This is a genomic window from Cellulomonas sp. plas2 (assembly GCF_057221735.1).
In genome coordinates this window covers 2,043,765-2,060,036 of the sequence record NZ_CM170155.1, presented here as the reverse complement: position 1 = coordinate 2,060,036, position 16,272 = coordinate 2,043,765, and the positions used below count along the sequence as shown (strand labels likewise).

12 protein-coding genes are annotated in these 16,272 nt (G+C 73.4%); 9 read left to right on the top strand and 3 right to left on the bottom strand.

Annotated features, from left to right (window positions below; translation table 11 throughout):
• The first annotated feature begins 149 nt into the window (after positions 1–149).
• The 7 genes from AC2TDM_RS09240 (at position 150) to AC2TDM_RS09210 (ending at position 8,911) form a co-directional block, all read left to right on the top strand.
• On the top strand, positions 150–1,175 hold the full coding sequence (locus AC2TDM_RS09240) for a 6-phosphofructokinase (RefSeq protein ID WP_090033958.1): 1,026 nt from the start codon (positions 150–152) through the stop codon (positions 1,173–1,175).
• Positions 1,176–1,437: 262 nt separating this feature from the next.
• Positions 1,438–2,931 carry a 30S ribosomal protein S1 gene (gene rpsA / locus AC2TDM_RS09235; protein ID WP_090033957.1) on the top strand — a complete coding sequence of 498 codons (1,494 nt, stop codon included), beginning with the start codon at positions 1,438–1,440 and terminating at the stop codon, positions 2,929–2,931.
• A 102-nt stretch (positions 2,932–3,033) separates the two neighbouring features.
• Positions 3,034–3,666 carry a dephospho-CoA kinase gene (gene coaE, locus AC2TDM_RS09230; RefSeq protein ID WP_090033955.1) on the top strand — a complete coding sequence of 211 codons (633 nt, stop codon included), beginning with the start codon at positions 3,034–3,036 and terminating at the stop codon, positions 3,664–3,666.
• Positions 3,667–3,675: 9 nt separating this feature from the next.
• Complete coding sequence (locus tag AC2TDM_RS09225; RefSeq protein WP_090033954.1) at positions 3,676–4,329, top strand: pyroglutamyl-peptidase I; 654 nt, start codon at positions 3,676–3,678, stop codon at positions 4,327–4,329.
• Between the two features lie 126 nt (positions 4,330–4,455).
• Positions 4,456–6,561: an excinuclease ABC subunit UvrB gene (gene uvrB, locus AC2TDM_RS09220; protein ID WP_090033952.1), complete on the top strand. Its 2,106-nt coding sequence runs from the start codon at positions 4,456–4,458 to the stop codon at positions 6,559–6,561.
• Positions 6,562–6,836: 275 nt separating this feature from the next.
• Positions 6,837–7,913 (top strand): TerC family protein, encoded by a 1,077-nt coding sequence (locus tag AC2TDM_RS09215; RefSeq protein ID WP_090033951.1) that lies wholly within the window; start codon positions 6,837–6,839, stop codon positions 7,911–7,913.
• The gene (locus AC2TDM_RS09210; protein WP_484636425.1) at positions 7,913–8,911 is read left to right on the top strand and encodes a TerC family protein; all 999 of its coding nucleotides are present in this window, start codon (positions 7,913–7,915) and stop codon (positions 8,909–8,911) included. The genes AC2TDM_RS09215 and AC2TDM_RS09210 overlap by 1 nt, the downstream gene beginning before the upstream one ends.
• A gap of 30 nt (positions 8,912–8,941) precedes the next feature.
• On the opposite strand, the gene AC2TDM_RS09205 is transcribed toward AC2TDM_RS09210, so the two are convergent.
• Positions 8,942–9,232: a YciI family protein gene (locus AC2TDM_RS09205; RefSeq protein ID WP_090034002.1), complete on the bottom strand. Its 291-nt coding sequence runs from the start codon at positions 9,230–9,232 to the stop codon at positions 8,942–8,944.
• 95 nt (positions 9,233–9,327) lie between these two features.
• Here AC2TDM_RS09205 and AC2TDM_RS09200 point away from each other — a divergent pair, with 95 nt between their 5' ends.
• A complete protein-coding gene (locus AC2TDM_RS09200; protein ID WP_090033949.1) occupies positions 9,328–10,566 on the top strand; it encodes an acyl-CoA dehydrogenase family protein in 1,239 nt (412 codons plus the stop codon).
• 24 nt (positions 10,567–10,590) lie between these two features.
• Here the strand turns inward: AC2TDM_RS09200 and AC2TDM_RS09195 are convergent, their stop codons facing one another.
• Together AC2TDM_RS09195 and AC2TDM_RS09190 are read right to left on the bottom strand one after the other, a co-directional pair.
• Entirely contained in the window at positions 10,591–11,328 is a 738-nt protein-coding gene (locus tag AC2TDM_RS09195; RefSeq protein ID WP_239078868.1) for an MBL fold metallo-hydrolase, read from the bottom strand.
• Positions 11,325–13,286 (bottom strand): glycoside hydrolase family 15 protein, encoded by a 1,962-nt coding sequence (locus AC2TDM_RS09190; protein ID WP_090033948.1) that lies wholly within the window; start codon positions 13,284–13,286, stop codon positions 11,325–11,327. The genes AC2TDM_RS09195 and AC2TDM_RS09190 overlap by 4 nt, the downstream gene beginning before the upstream one ends.
• 122 nt (positions 13,287–13,408) lie before the next feature.
• Between AC2TDM_RS09190 and uvrA the strand changes: the two genes are divergently transcribed.
• Positions 13,409–16,270 carry an excinuclease ABC subunit UvrA gene (gene uvrA, locus AC2TDM_RS09185; RefSeq protein ID WP_090033946.1) on the top strand — a complete coding sequence of 954 codons (2,862 nt, stop codon included), beginning with the start codon at positions 13,409–13,411 and terminating at the stop codon, positions 16,268–16,270.
• Positions 16,271–16,272: the final 2 nt, after the last annotated feature.

The window sequence follows — 16,272 nt, the reverse complement described above, 5'->3', positions numbered from 1 at the left end:
CCTGCCGCGTCCTGCCGTGCCCTGCCGCGTCCTGTCGCGCTCGTCGTCCCCCGTCCCGCGCCGGCGCGGCCCGTGTACCACGGCGTCGGCGCAGGTCCGGCGGCCGAACGGCCCGGACGGGGGACGGCTGCGCGGCTACTGTCTCCGGTGTGCGCATCGGTCTCCTCACGGGTGGCGGCGACGTCCCCGGTCTCAACGCCGCCATCCGTGCCGTCGTCAAGCGGGGGGAGGGCACGCACGGCCACAGCCTCATCGGCTTCCGCAACGGCTGGCGGGGCGTCGTCGACGGCGACGTCGTGCCCCTCGGCCGGCCGCAGATCCGCAACGTCCTGCCCGTGGGCGGGACGCTGCTGGGCACGGCCCGCTACCACCCGCACGCCGACGACGGCGGCATCGACGCGGTGCTGGCGACGCTGGAGGCCGAGCGCATCGACGCCCTCATCTGCATCGGCGGCGACGGCACCCTGCATGCCGCCAGCAAGGTCGCCGAGGCGGGCGTCCGCATCGTCGCCATCCCGAAGACCATCGACAACGACGTGTGGGGCACGGACCGGTCCATCGGCTTCGACACCGCCGTCACGATCGCCACGGAGGCGCTCGACCGGGTGCACACCACGGCCGAGAGCCACAACCGCGTGATGATCGTCGAGGTCATGGGCCGGCACGCGGGCTGGATCGCGGTCGAGGCGGGCATCGCCGGCGGCGCCGAGCTCGTCCTCGTGCCGGAGGCCCCGTTCGACATCGAGAAGGTGGTGCGGTTCCTCAAGCACCGCCACCGCGCCCACGCGAGCTTCTCCATCGTCGTCGTCGCCGAGGGCGCCGTGCCGGCCGAGGGCACCGCCATGCACTACCGCACGGAGGTCGGCCGGTTCGGCGAGATCGTGGCCGGGGCCATCGGCGAGCGGCTCAAGACCGAGATCGCGGAGCGGACCGGGTTCGACACCCGCGTGACCGTGCTCGGGCACGTGCAGCGCGGCGGCATCCCGACCGCGGCGGACCGGATCCTCGGCTCACGCCTCGGGGTGGCCGCCATCGACGCGGTCACGCGCGGCGAGACCGGCGTCATGGCGGCCGTGCAGGGCGAGCGCGTGGTCCTGCTGCCGCTCGGGGACGTGGCCGGCAAGGTCAAGCACGTGCCCGCCGACCTCATCGACGTCGCGGACACGCTCGCCTGAGGCGTCCCGCGCGCGACCTGCGCTTTGACCGTCCCTCCTGACCGCGGGTAGAGTGCCCGACGGTGTCGCGCGCCCTCGTCCCCCCGGCTCTGCCGGACGGGAGCCGGTCGGGACCTCCTGCGGAGGTCGGGGCCGGGCCGGGCACCACCGCGTCGCCCCCGTCTGGACCCTCCCGGCCGTGCGCCGGGTCGGCCCACCGTGCCGTCCGGCACCCCAGTCCCCGCCCGCACGATCATCCGTCCGCATCGGAGCCCACTACTACATGAGCATCTCCACCCCCGCGAAGCCCGCCACGCAGCAGATCGCGGTGAACGACATCGGTTCGGCCGAGGACTTCCTCGCCGCGATCGACGCGACCATCAAGTACTTCAACGATGGCGACATCGTCGAGGGCACCATCGTCAAGGTCGACCGCGACGAGGTCCTGCTCGACATCGGCTACAAGACCGAGGGCGTCATCCCCTCCCGCGAGCTGTCCATCAAGCACGACGTGGACCCCGGTGAGGTCGTCAAGGTCGGCGACGCGGTCGAGGCCCTCGTCCTCCAGAAGGAGGACAAGGAGGGTCGGCTGATCCTGTCCAAGAAGCGCGCCCAGTACGAGCGCGCCTGGGGCACGATCGAGAAGATCAAGGAGGAGGACGGCGTCGTCACGGGCACCGTCATCGAGGTGGTCAAGGGCGGCCTGATCCTCGACATCGGCCTGCGCGGCTTCCTCCCCGCCTCCCTCGTCGAGATGCGTCGCGTCCGCGACCTCCAGCCGTACGTCGGCAAGGAGATCGAGGCGAAGATCATCGAGCTCGACAAGAACCGCAACAACGTGGTCCTGTCGCGCCGTGCGTGGCTCGAGCAGACGCAGTCCGAGGTGCGCTCCACCTTCCTGCAGACGCTGCAGAAGGGCCAGGTGCGCCCCGGTGTCGTGTCCTCGATCGTCAACTTCGGCGCGTTCGTGGACCTGGGTGGCGTGGACGGGCTCGTGCACGTCTCCGAGCTGTCCTGGAAGCACATCGACCACCCGTCCGAGGTCGTCGAGGTCGGCCAGGAGGTCACGGTCGAGGTGCTCGACGTCGACTTCGACCGCGAGCGGGTCTCCCTGTCGCTGAAGGCGACGCAGGAGGACCCGTGGCAGGCGTTCGCCCGGACGCACGCGATCGGCCAGGTCGTGCCCGGCAAGGTCACGAAGCTCGTCCCCTTCGGCGCGTTCGTGCGCGTGGAGGACGGCATCGAGGGCCTCGTGCACATCTCGGAGCTGGCCGTGCGCCACGTCGAGATCCCGGAGCAGGTCGTGCAGGTCGGCGACGACGTCTTCGTCAAGGTCATCGACATCGACCTCGAGCGTCGCCGCATCTCGCTCTCGCTCAAGCAGGCCAACGAGGGCTTCGACCCGGCCTCGGAGGACTTCGACCCCGCGCTCTACGGCATGGCGGCGGAGTACGACGAGCAGGGCAACTACAAGTACCCCGAGGGCTTCGACCCGACGACGAACGAGTGGCTCGAGGGCTTCGAGACGCAGCGTGAGGCGTGGGAGGCCGAGTACGCCAAGGCGCACGAGCGCTGGGAGGCGCACCGCAAGCAGGTCTCCGAGGCGGCGCGCGCCGACGCCGAGGCGGCCAACGGCGGCGGCACGACGTCCACCGCGTCGGCCGGTGCCGGCGAGCCGGTGCCGTCGACGTACTCCTCGTCCTCCGAGGAGGTCACGGGCACCCTGGCGTCCGACGAGGCGCTGGCGGCCCTCCGCGAGAAGCTCACCTCGAACTGAGCACCGCGCACCGCTGAGCCGCCCGGCTCGGCACGCACGGCCCGACGGGCCGGTCACCCCTGCGGGTGGCCGGCCCGTCGGCGTCCCCGGCAGGATGAGGGCGTGCAGCGCATCGGTCTGACGGGCGGCATCGCCGCCGGCAAGTCCACGGCGTCGGCGCGGCTCGCCGAGCTCGGGGCCGTCGTCGTCGACGCCGACCGGCTGGCCCGCGAGGTGGTCGCCCCCGGGACGGCGGGGCTCGACGCGGTCGTGGCGGCGCTGGGCCCCGAGGTCCTCGCGGCGGACGGGTCCCTCGACCGTCCGGCGGTGGCGCGCCTGGTCTTCGCCGACGACGACGCGCGGCGGCGGCTGGAGGCGGTGGTGCACCCGGCCGTCCGTCGGCGGGCGGCCGAGCTCGAGGCGGCGGCCGCCGCGGCCGACCCCGGCGCGGTCGTGGTCCACGACATCCCGCTGCTCGTCGAGACGGGCCGGACCGGGGAGTTCGGGACGGTGGTCGTCGTGCACGCGCCGGCGGCCCTGCGCCGGGAGCGGCTGCGGGCGCGCGGGCTCGACGAGGCGGCCGCCGCCGCACGGATCGCGGCGCAGGCCGACGACGACGCGCGGCTGGCCGTCGCGGACGTCGTGCTCGACGGGTCCGGGACGCCGGACGCGCTGCGCGCTCAGGTGGACGCGCTCTGGGCCCGGATCGAGCGCGAGCGGGCGGACGAGGCCGACGCCGACGCGGCGCGCCGGTAGCGTCGGCCCCTGCCCCGGGTCCTGCTCACCGCCTTCGCCCCGTTCGACGGCCAGGCCGTCAACGCCTCCGCGCTCGCCGTCGAGGCGGTCGCCGCCGCGTGGACCGGGCCGGCGGAGCTCGTGATGCGCGTGCTGCCGGTGTCGTTCGCGCGGGCCCCGCGGGAGCTCGCCGACGCGGTGGCCGCCGCGGTGCCGGCGCTCGTCGTGGCCGTGGGCGAGGCGGGCGGGCGCGCCGCGGTCGGGGTGGAGCGGGTGGCCCTCAACCTCCTCGACGCCCGCATCCCCGACGAGGACGGTGCCACGCCGGTCGACGTGCCGGTGGACCCCGACGGCCCGGCGGCGCGCTTCTCCACGCTGCCGGTCAAGGCGTGCGTGGCGGCCGGCCGCGCGACGGGGGTGCCGACCGAGCTGTCGCTCACGGCGGGGACGTACGTGTGCAACGCCCTGGCGTACGCGCTCGGCGGGCTGCTGGAGAGCCGCGCGGAAGTCGACGGCGTGGCCGTGCGGGGCGGGTTCGTCCACGTCCCGCGCACCCCGGCGCAGGCGGGCCGCGGCGGTGCCGCGCTGGCCACCGAGGACGCCGCACGCGTCCTCGACGCCGTGGTGCGCACGGCGCTGGCCCGGGCGACGGACGACCGGCGGTCCGAGGGCGCCCTCGCCTGAGGAGTGCCCGTCCGAGCCGCACACCGGACCCGTGCGGCGGGTCCGGACCGCGCTGGCCCGAGGCCGGCCCTGAGACGCCGGCCACCGCCCGCCGTGCGTGTCGGTGGTGCGACGTACGGTTGGCGCATGCGCCCCGTGACCGACCTGCAGCGGACCGTGGCCCCCTTCCGGGTGGAGTCCGAGTACACCCCGTCGGGTGACCAGCCGACGGCCATCAAGGAGCTCGCCCGCCGGGTCGACGGGGGCGAGAAGGACGTCGTCCTGCTCGGCGCCACCGGGACGGGCAAGTCGGCGACGACCGCCTGGCTCATCGAGCAGGTGCAGCGCCCGACGCTCGTCATGGCGCCGAACAAGACGCTGGCCGCGCAGCTCGCCACGGAGTTCCGCGAGCTGCTGCCCCACAACGCGGTCGAGTACTTCGTCTCGTACTACGACTACTACCAGCCCGAGGCGTACATCGCGCAGACGGACACCTACATCGAGAAGGACTCCTCCATCAACGAGGAGGTGGAGCGGCTGCGCCACTCGGCGACGAGCTCGCTGCTCACCCGTCGCGACGTCGTGGTCGTCGCGACCGTGAGCTGCATCTACGGCCTGGGCACGCCGCAGGAGTACGTCGACCGCATGGTGACGCTGTCCGTCGGCGACGTGCTGGACCGGGACATGCTGCTGCGGCAGTTCGTCACCATGCAGTACACGCGCAACGACGTCGCCTTCACGCGCGGCACCTTCCGCGTCCGCGGGGACACGGTGGAGATCATCCCCGTGTACGAGGAGCTGGCGATCCGCATCGAGTTCTTCGGCGACGAGATCGAGTCGATCCAGACGCTGCACCCCCTCACGGGTGACGTCGTGCGCGGCGAGAAGCAGATCCACGTCTTCCCGGCGACGCACTACGTCGCCGGCCCCGAGCGCATGGAGCGTGCCATCGGCAGCATCGAGGCGGAGCTCGAGCAGCGCCTGGCCGAGCTCGAGCGGCAGAACAAGCTCCTCGAGGCGCAGCGGCTGCGCATGCGCACGACGTACGACATCGAGATGATGCGCCAGATCGGGTCCTGCTCGGGGATCGAGAACTACTCGCGGCACATCGACGGCCGCAGCCCCGGGTCCGCCCCGAACACCCTCATCGACTACTTCCCCGAGGACTTCCTCCTCGTCATCGACGAGTCGCACGTGACGGTCCCGCAGATCGGGGCCATGTACGAGGGGGACCGGTCGCGCAAGCGCGCCCTCGTCGACCACGGGTTCCGGCTGCCGAGCGCCATCGACAACCGGCCGCTGCGGTGGGAGGAGTTCGTCGAGCGCATCGGCCAGACGGTCTACCTGTCCGCCACGCCCGGCTCCTACGAGCTGTCGCAGGCCGACGGGGTCGTCGAGCAGATCATCCGGCCGACGGGCCTCGTCGACCCGCAGGTCGTCGTCAAGCCGACGAAGGGGCAGATCGACGACCTGCTCGGGGAGATCCGGGAGCGCGTCGACAAGGACGAGCGCGTCCTGGTGACCACGCTGACGAAGAAGATGGCTGAGGACCTCACGGACTACCTGCTGGAGAAGGGCGTCCGGGTGCGCTACCTGCACTCCGAGGTGGACACCCTGCGTCGGGTGGAGCTGCTCCGCGAGCTGCGCATGGGCGAGTACGACGTGCTGGTCGGCATCAACCTCCTGCGGGAGGGGCTCGACCTGCCGGAGGTGTCGCTCGTCGCGATCCTCGACGCGGACAAGGAGGGCTTCCTGCGCTCGGGGACGTCCCTCATCCAGACCATCGGGCGCGCCGCGCGCAACGTCTCGGGCCAGGTCCACATGTACGCCGACCGCATCACGGCGGGCATGCAGCAGGCCATCGAGGAGACGGACCGGCGGCGCGAGAAGCAGGTCGCCTACAACAAGGAGCGCGGGGTCGACCCGACGCCGCTGCGCAAGCGCATCAACGACATCACGGACCTGCTCGCGCGGGAGGACGCCGACACCGAGGCCCTGCTCGGCGGCGCCGGACGGCAGGCCAGCCGGGGCAAGGCGCCGGTCCCGGGCCTGGGCTCGAAGGACGCGCACCGCTCGGAGCGGACGCGCCTGTCGGGTGCGGCGGCGGGAGAGCTGGCGTCCCTCATCCACGACCTCAGCGACCAGATGCACGCCGCCGCGGCGGAGCTGCAGTTCGAGCTGGCCGCCCGGCTCCGCGACGAGATCTCGGGCCTGAAGAAGGAGCTGCGGCAGATGCAGGCGGCCACCGCCTGAGAGCCGGACTGGTCCGACGGGCGGCGGGGTGAGAGGACTCACCCCGCTCCCGGCGAGCCGGACCGGCGCCGGTCCCCTACGCTGTCCGGCGGAGGGGAGTACTCCCCGCGACGGACATCGTCATCACGGACGGCCAGGACGGCCGGCCCGGTGCCGTCGGCTCTGCCCACCCAGGGGCCGTGCGTGAGCGCACGTGCGGGTGTCGAGCGGAAGAGACCTCCACACCAACGTCGTGCGCGCGCTCCGTGGAGCCGTGCTGCTAGGAGGATCTGCCTGTGGACGTCCCCGTCTGGGTCTGGGTGGTCACCGTCGGTGCCATCATCGCCATGCTCGCCGTGGACTACATCGGGCACGTGCGCCACGCGCACGAGCCGACGCTGCGCGAGTCCGCGCGGTGGTCCATCGCCTACGTCGCCGTCGCGGTGGCCTTCGGGTTCGTCGTGTGGCTGGTCTGGGGCGGCCAGTACGGCGGGGAGTACTTCGCCGGCTACATCACCGAGAAGAGCCTGTCGGTCGACAACCTCTTCGTCTTCGTCCTCATCATGGCCGCGTTCCGCGTGCCGCGGCAGTACCAGCAGAAGGTGCTGCTCATCGGCATCACGATCGCGCTGGTGCTCCGCACGATCTTCATCCTCATCGGCGCCGCGCTGGTCGAGAACGTCAGCTGGATCTTCTACATCTTCGGCGCGTTCCTCATCTACACCGCCTGGACGCAGATCCGCTCCGGCTCCGGCCACGAGGACGAGTACCACGAGCCCGGCGCGCTGCGCGCGATGCGCAAGGTGCTCCCGACGACGGACGACTTCGTCGAGGACCGCCTGAGCACGAAGGTCGACGGCAAGCGCCTCTTCACGCCGATGCTGCTGGTCATGCTGGCGATCGGCGCGGCGGACATCATCTTCGCGGTCGACTCCATCCCCGCGATCTTCGGCCTCACGCAGGAGACGTACCTCGTCTTCACCGCGAACGCGTTCTCGCTGCTGGGCCTGCGGCAGCTGTTCTTCCTCATCGACGGCCTGCTCGACCGCCTCGTGTACCTGTCCTACGGCCTCGGGGCGATCCTCGCCTTCATCGGTGCCAAGCTCGTCATCCACGCCCTGCACACCAACGAGGTGCCGTTCATCAACGGCGGCGAGCACATCACGGTGATCCCGGAGGTCACCACGCCGGTGTCGCTGTCGGTGATCGTCGGGATCCTGGCCATCACCACCGTGCTCAGCCTGCGCAAGGACCGCAAGGACCGGGAGGCGACCGTGGCCGAGGCCGAGGGCGCCGCGGTCCGTGACGGGGTCGGCGCCGACCCGAGCGCGCACAAGGGCGAGAAGGACGACCTCGGAGCGCCCCGCCGGTGATGCACGAGCTCCCGGCGCTGTTCGAGGCCGTCACCCTGGTCGCCGTCGTGGCGATCCTCGTCACGGACCTCGTGCTCGTCCGCAGCCGGCCGCACGTGCCGTCGACGCGCGAGTGCCTCGCCTGGATCGGCGTCTACGTGGCGCTGGCCCTGGTCTTCTGCGGGGCGCTCGCCGTCGTCGGCGGCGGCGCGCCGGCGACGGAGTTCCTCGCCGGGTGGCTCACCGAGTACAGCCTGTCGCTGGACAACCTCTTCGTCTTCGTCCTCATCATGACGCGCTTCGCGGTGCCCAAGGAGCAGCAGCAGCGCGTGCTCATGGTGGGCATCATCCTGGCGCTGCTGTTCCGCGGGGTGTTCATCCTCGCGGGCGCCGCCGTGATCGAGCGCTTCACCTGGGTCTTCTACCTGTTCGGCGCGTTCCTCGTGTACACCGCCGTGCAGCTCGCGCGCGGGCACGACGAGGACGAGGAGTACCACGACAACGTGGTGGTCCGGGCGGCCGGCCGGGTGCTCCCGATGTCGCCCGCCTACGACGGTGGCAAGGTCCGCACGGTCGTGCACGGGCGGCGGGTCTTCACCCCGCTGCTCATCGTCTTCGTCGCGATCGGGACGACGGACGTGCTGTTCGCCTTCGACTCCATCCCGGCGATCTTCGGCCTGACCCAGGACCCGTTCCTGGTCTTCACCGCGAACGTGTTCGCCCTCATGGGGCTGCGGCAGCTCTACTTCCTCCTGGGCGGCCTCATCGACACCCTGAAGTACCTCCCCATCGGGCTGTCGGCCGTGCTCGCCTTCATCGGCGTGGACCTCGTGCTCGAGGCCCTGGCGACGAACTCGCTGCCGTTCATCAACGGCGGGGAGCCCGTAGGCGTGCCGACGGTGCCCATCTGGTTCTCGCTGGCCTTCATCGTGCTGGCGCTCGGCACCGCCACGGTCGCGAGCCTCGTCGCCACCCGCCGTGCCGACCGGAGGGCGGACCGGGTGGGCCCGCGGGGCTGACCGCTCCCGCGCGCCTCACCGGGGCCCGGGTCAGGCGTCGCGGCTCCACGCGCCGATGACGACGTCCCACTCCCGCACCTCGGTCGCGGCGACGAGGCCCTCGCGCGCGAACGGGTCCTCCAGGAGGAGGTTGCGGAGCGCGGCCTCGTCGTCCGAGCGGAAGACGAGCAGCGCGCCGGGCACGCCACCGACGTAGGGACCCGAGCCGAGGACGGTGCCCGCGTCGGCGAGGTCCCCGAGCCAGGCGCGGTGCTCGGCGCGGACCTCCGAGCGTCGGTCGTCACGGGCGTCGTACACGTACTGGACGGCGAAGAGTGGCATGAGCACCATCCTGCCGCCCTCGGGGTGGCCGTGCCGCACGGCGGCGGCGCCGACGTCCGCGGGCCGTGTCGGGGGGCGGTGGCAGAGTGGGCGGCATGACCACCACGTCCGAGCCGACGACCGCCGGCGCGCCCGCGCGTCCTGCACCGCGTCGCGCACCGCGCCCTGCACCGCGCCCGGCACCGCGCACCCTTCTGTCCGAGGACCTCCTCGCGCGCGTGCACGCCCGGGCGGCGGAGCACGACCGGGACGGCTCGTTCCCGCACGACGACCTGGCGGACCTCGTGGCCGCCGGCTACCTGACCGCGTTCGTGCCCGAGGACCTCGGCGGCGCGGGTCTCACCCTCGAGGAGGTCGCGCGGGAGCAGGTGCGCCTCGCGGCGGCGGCCCCGGCGACGGCCCTGGCGGTCAACATGCACCTCGTCGTGACGGGCCTCGCGGCGCACCTCGTCGCGCACGGCGACGAGTCGGTCCTGTTCGTGCTGCGCGAGGCCGCCGCGGGGGAGGTCTTCGCGTTCGCGAACTCCGAGGCGGGCAACGACCTCGTCATGTTCGGCTCCCGCACGCGCGCCGAGCGGCAGCCCGACGGCGGGTACCGCTACACGGGCACGAAGATCTTCACGACGCTGTCGCCGGTGTGGACGCGGCTGGCGACGTTCGGGCTCGACGACGCCGACCCGGACGCCCCCCGGCTGGTCCACGGCGTCGTGGCCCGCGAGGACGGCGGCACGACGTCGCGCGACGACTGGGACGCGCTCGGCATGCGCGCCACCGCGTCCGCGTCGACGGTGCTCGACGGTGCGCTCGCCCGGCCCGAGCGGGTCTACCGGTCGCTGCCCCCCGGCCCCAGCGCGGACCCGTTCGTGTTCGCGCTCTTCGCGGTCTTCGAGGTCCTGCTCGCCGCCGTCTACACGGGAATCGGCCGCCGCGCGCTCGAGCTCGGGGTGGCCGCCGCGCGCCGCCGCACCTCGCTCAAGGCCGGCGGGCGGACGTACGACCAGGACCCGGACATCCGGTGGCGGATCGCCGACGCGGCGCTCGCCCAGGACGGTGCCGAGCTGCAGCTCCTCGCCCTCGCACGCGACGTCGACGAGGACGCCGACCACGGCGCGCGCTGGTTCGCCCAGCTCGTCGGCCTCAAGGTGCGGGCGACGGAGACGGCCCGCACGGTGGTGGACGGCGCGATCAGGGTCGCGGGCGGCGGCTCGTACCGCGCCGCGGACGAGCTCGCCCGGCTGTACCGGGACGTCCTCGCCGGGATGTTCCACCCGTCGGACGACGAGTCCGCGCACGCGACCGTCGCGACCTCGCTGCTGGGGCCGCCGCGCGGCTGACGTCGGGGCGAGCCCCGGGGCGGCTCACCAGCCGCGTGCCGCCCACGCGTCGAGCGACGGGCGCTCGACTCCCAGCGTCGTGGCCGCGCCGTGCCCGGGTCGGACGGTCGTCGCGTCGTCGAACCGGTCGAAGAGCCGCGTCCGGACGTCCGCGAGCAGCGACGCGAACCGTGCCGGCTCACCGCCGGTGGCGCCGACACCGCCGGGGAAGAGCGAGTCGCCGGTGAGCAGGTGCACGCCGGCCGTGGGGGAGCCGAGCACCAGGGCGACCGACCCGGGCGTGTGGCCCCGCAGCGCGACGACCCCGGGTGCGTCCGATGCCGCACCGGCGGGCAGCGGCAGCCGGTCGCCGTGGCCCAGCCGGTGCGCGACCGCGACGCCCGTGACGTCGGCGACCGCGTCCGCGTCGTCGGCCCCGGCGGCGACCGGCGCCCCCGTGGCCGCGACGACCTCCGCCAGCGCGCCCAGGTGGTCCGGGTGCCGGTGCGTCACGACGACGAGGTCGAGCCGGCGTGCGGCGGTGCCGGCGTCCAGCAGCGCCAGGAGGGCCGGCGCGTCGTCGCCGGGGTCGACGAGCACCCGGGCGCCTGCGACGTGGGTGAGCGCGTACGCGTTCGTCGCGAGCGGCCCGACGACGGTGCTGCGCAGGGTCCACGGGCCCAGCACCTCGCCGGGCACGACGTCGGGCACGAGATCGGGCACGGGGTCGGGCACGGGGTCGGGCACGGGGTCGGGCACGAGATCGGGCACGGGGTCGCTCACCGCAGGTGCGCAGCGGCGCCGTCGGTGCCGGGGACCACCGCCGGGCCCGCCGGCGCCCCGACGTCGTCCGGGACGTGGACGCGGCCCGCCGACCGCGCGACGACGGGCAGCTCCTGCGTCCGGCCCGGGTGCCGTCCGGCGAGCGCCAGCTCGTAGCGGTGCACGGCGCGGACGAGCGCGAGGTGCGAGAGCGCCTGCGGGACGTTGCCCATCATCCGGCCCGTCACCGGGTCGTACTCCTCGGCCAGCAGGCCGACGTCGTTGGCGAGCGGGAGCAGGGCGTCGAGCACCCGTCCGGCGCCGACCGCGTCACCCGCCCGGGCCAGCGCGTCGGCCAACCAGAACGAGCAGGCGAGGAAGGCGTGCTCCTCGCCGTGCAGGCCGTCGTCGGTCCGCTCGGTGCGGTACCGCAGCAGGAGGCCGGGCGCGATCTCGAGCTCGGCGCGCACGGCCGCGACCGTGCCGAGGAGCCGGGGGTCGGACGCCGGCAGGAACCCCGTCGTGGCGATGGCCAGCAGCGCCGCGTCGGTGTGCCCGGCGCCGTAGTGCTGGACGAAGGTGCCGCGCTCCGCGTCGTACCCCTCCGCGAGGACCTGCGCGCGGACGGCGTCGCGCTCGGCCCGCCACACGTCGGCGGGACCGTCGAGCCCGTGCCGCTCCACCGCGCGGACCGCGCAGTCGAAGGCGGTCCACGCCATGACCTTCGAGTGCACGAAGTGGCGGGGCTCGCCCCGCACCTCCCAGATGCCGCGGTCGGGCTCGCGCCAGTTCCCGACGAGGTCGTCGACGAGGTGCCGCTGCAGCGACCAGGACTCGTCGGTCTCCTGCAGGCCGCCCTCGCGCGCCGCCTCCAGGGCCATCATGACCTCGCCGAGGACGTCGTGCTGGCGCTGCGCGACCGCGTCGTTGCCGACCCGCACGGGTCGGGACCCGGCGTACCCCGGCAGGTGCGCCAGCTCGCGCTCGACGAGGTCCCGCCCGCCGTCGACCCGGTACATGATCTGCAGGTCGGACGGGTCCCCGGCGACGGCGCGCAGCAGCCAGTCGCGCCAGCGCGTCGCCTCCTCGGCGTAGCCCTCCTCGAGCAGCGCCTCCAGCGTCATCGCGGCGTCGCGCAGCCAGCAGTACCGGTAGTCCCAGTTGCGCTCCCCGCCGAGGTGCTCGGGCAGGGACGTCGTGGCGGCGGCGACGATGCCACCCGTCTCGGAGTCCGTGAGCAGCCGCAGGACCAGCAGGGACCTCACGACCGCGGCCCGGTGCGCCGAGCCGGGCCGGCCCGAGGCCAGCCACTCGCGCCACGCGGCCGCGGTCTGGTCGAGCCGCTCGCGCGCCGGCAGCCGGGCGGGCACGGGCTCCCAGGAGGGGGTCCACGTGAGCGTCAGGGCGACGTGCTCACCCGCCTGGAGCCGGAACGCGTCGCGGTGCCGGTGGCCGTCGGGGGACGGCAGGCGGTCGCCGCGGAGCACGAGCGAGTCGGGCCCGGCGATCGCGCGGATGGTGTCCTCGCCGTCCTCGTCGCGCACGTGGTGGACCCAGGGACGGATGGAGCCGTACCCGAGGCGGACGACCCACTCGTGCTCCACCGCGACGCTGCCCGAGGTGCACGTGAGCACGCGGATGAGGTCCGCGCGCCCGTCGCCGAGCGGCATCGCCTCCCGCACGACCGCCGTGCCGGTCGGGGACGTGTACGTCGTCTCCAGCACGAAGGAGTCGTCCTCGTACCGCCGCTCCACGGTCGTCGCGTCGGGCACCGTGAGCAGCCACCGGCCGTGCCCGGGGGTGCCGAGCACCGCGGCGAAGCACGCCGCCGAGTCGAACCCCGGCAGGCAGAGCCAGTCCACCGACCCCCGGGAGGAGACGAGCGCCGCGGTCCGGCCGTCGCCGAGCACGGCGTAGTCCTCGATGGGCACGGGTGCGCCGGGGTCGGTCGCGGCTGGGGCTGGCGCTGGCACGCGCACAGCATGGTGCCCGGCCCGGGTAGGGGCACGCGGGCACGCCGGGTCGCCGCCCCGACCACGCGGGCGGGGCAGTGGTCGAACAGGCGTACGCCCGTGTCGGTGGGGCGACGTAGACTCGTCGGGTGAACGATCGGCTTGTCGTCAAGGGCGCCCGCGAGCACAACCTCCGCAACGTCGACCTCGACCTCCCGCGCGACGCGCTCGTCGTGTTCACGGGGCTGTCGGGCTCCGGCAAGTCGTCGATGGCCTTCGACACCATCTTCGCGGAGGGGCAGCGGCGGTACGTCGAGTCGCTGTCCGCGTACGCGCGGCAGTTCCTCGGGCAGATGGACAAGCCCGACGTCGACTTCATCGAGGGGCTCTCGCCGGCCGTCTCCATCGACCAGAAGTCCACGAACCGCAACCCGCGGTCGACGGTGGGCACCATCACCGAGGTCTACGACTACCTGCGCCTGCTCTTCGCGCGCGCAGGCACGCAGCACTGCCCCGTGTGCGGGGAGCGGGTGACGGCGCAGACGCCGCAGCAGATCGTCGACCGCCTGCTCGAGCTCCCCGAGGGCACGCGCTACCAGGTCCTGGCCCCGGTCGTCCGCGGCCGCAAGGGCGAGTACGCCGACCTCTTCCGCGAGCTGCAGGGCAAGGGCTTCTCCCGCGCGCGGGTCGACGGCGAGGTCGTCCAGCTCGCGACGCCGCCCGTGCTGGAGAAGAAGCTCAAGCACGACATCGAGGTCGTCGTCGACCGCCTCGTGGCGCGGGACGGGGTGCAGCGCCGCCTCACGGACTCCGTCGAGACGGCGCTGGGGCTGGCGGCGGGGCTGCTCGTCGTCGAGCTCGTCGACGCCGACGCGGACGACCCGGGTCGCGAGCGGCGGTTCTCCGAGCACCGCGCCTGCCCCAACGACCACGTCCTCACGCTCGACGAGATCGAGCCGCGCACGTTCTCCTTCAACGCGCCCTACGGCGCCTGCCCCGAGTGCACCGGCATCGGGTCGCGCCTCGAGGTCGACCCCGAGCTCGTCGTGCCCGACGAGGACCTGTCCCTCGGCGAGGGCGCCGTCGCGCCGTGGGCGCAGACGTCGAGCGAGTACTTCACGCGGGTGCTCACCGCGCTCGCCGACGACCTCGGCTTCTCCATGGACACGCCCTGGCGCGCGCTGCCCGAGCGGGCGCGCCAGGCCGTCCTGCGCGGGCAGAACCACGAGGTGCACGTCCGCTACAAGAACCGATGGGGCCGCGAGCGGCAGTACTCGACCGGCTTCGAGGGCGTCATCACCTTCCTCGAGCGCCGCTACGGCGAGACCGAGTCGGAGTGGAGCAAGGAGAAGTACGAGGCCTACATGCGGGAGGTGCCCTGCCCCGTCTGCAAGGGCGCCCGTCTGAAGCCCGAGGTGCTCGCCGTGCGCGTCGGCGGCCGCTCCATCGCCGACGTCTGCGGCCTGCCGATCCGGGAGGCCCGGGACTTCCTCGACACCCTCGAGCTGGGGGAGCGCGAGCGCGCGATCGCCACGCAGGTGCTCAAGGAGATCCAGGCCCGGCTCGGCTTCCTGCTCGACGTGGGGCTCGACTACCTGTCGCTCATGCGGCCGGCGGGGACCCTGTCCGGCGGCGAGGCGCAGCGCATCCGGCTGGCGACGCAGATCGGCTCGGGCCTCGTCGGGGTGCTCTACGTGCTCGACGAGCCGTCGATCGGCCTGCACCAGCGCGACAACCGGCGCCTCATCGACACGCTGACCCGGCTGCGGGACCTCGGCAACACCCTCATCGTCGTCGAGCACGACGAGGACACGATCCGCACCGCGGACTGGATCGTCGACATCGGCCCGGGCGCGGGGGAGCACGGCGGGCACGTCGTGCACTCGGGCGACCTGGCCGGGCTGCTGGCCACCCCCGAGTCGCTCACCGGCGCCTACCTGTCCGGCCGGCGGTCCATCGCGGCGCCCGCGCAGCGTCGACCCGTCGACAAGAGCCGTCAGGTCACGGTCGTCGACGCCAAGGAGCACAACCTGCGGGGCGTCACGGTCTCGTTCCCGCTCGGCGTGCTCACCGCGGTCACGGGCGTCTCCGGCTCGGGCAAGTCGACGCTGGTCAATTCCATCCTCTACACGGTCCTCGCCAACGAGCTGAACGGCGCCCGCCAGGTGCCCGGCCGGCACAAGCGCGTGACCGGCCTCGAGCACCTCGACAAGGTCGTGCACGTCGACCAGGGGCCGATCGGCCGCACCCCCCGCTCCAACCCCGCGACGTACACCGGCGTGTGGGACCACGTCCGCCGGCTCTTCGCGGAGACGCAGGAGGCCAAGGTGCGCGGCTACGGCCCGGGCCGCTTCTCCTTCAACGTCAAGGGCGGCCGCTGCGAGGCGTGCTCGGGCGACGGCACGCTGAAGATCGAGATGAACTTCCTCCCGGACGTCTACGTCCCGTGCGAGGTCTGCCACGGCGCGCGCTACAACCGCGAGACGCTCGAGGTGCACTTCAAGGGCAGGACGGTGGCGGACGTCCTCGACATGCCGATCGAGGAGGCCGCGGACTTCTTCGCCGCCGTGCCGGCGATCGCGCGGCACCTGCGCACCCTCACCGACGTCGGGCTGGGCTACGTGCGGCTGGGCCAGCCGGCGCCGACGCTGTCGGGCGGTGAGGCGCAGCGCGTCAAGCTCGCCGCGGAGCTGCAGAAGCGCTCGAACGGCCGGACGATCTACGTGCTCGACGAGCCGACGACCGGTCTGCACTTCGAGGACATCCGCAAGCTGCTGCTCGTCCTGCAGGGCCTCGTCGACAAGGGCAACACCGTCCTCGTCATCGAGCACAACCTCGACGTCATCAAGAACGCCGACTGGGTCGTCGACATGGGCCCGGAGGGCGGCAGCGGCGGCGGCCAGGTCGTCGCGCAGGGCACGCCGGAGCACGTGGCGTCCGTGCCCGCCAGCCACACGGGGGCCTTCCTCGCGGAGGTGCTGGGTCTGGGCGAGCAGCGGGCGAGCGCGTAGGG

Coding starts and splice junctions, on each gene's coding strand:
- AC2TDM_RS09200 (WP_090033949.1), top strand. CDS start 9,328: ATGACCACCACGTCCGAGCCGACGACCGCCGGCGCGCCCGCGCGTCCT.
- rpsA (WP_090033957.1), top strand. CDS start 1,438: ATGAGCATCTCCACCCCCGCGAAGCCCGCCACGCAGCAGATCGCGGTG.
- uvrB (WP_090033952.1), top strand. CDS start 4,456: ATGCGCCCCGTGACCGACCTGCAGCGGACCGTGGCCCCCTTCCGGGTG.
- AC2TDM_RS09205 (WP_090034002.1), bottom strand. CDS start 9,232: ATGCCACTCTTCGCCGTCCAGTACGTGTACGACGCCCGTGACGACCGA.
- AC2TDM_RS09210 (WP_484636425.1), top strand. CDS start 7,913: ATGCACGAGCTCCCGGCGCTGTTCGAGGCCGTCACCCTGGTCGCCGTC.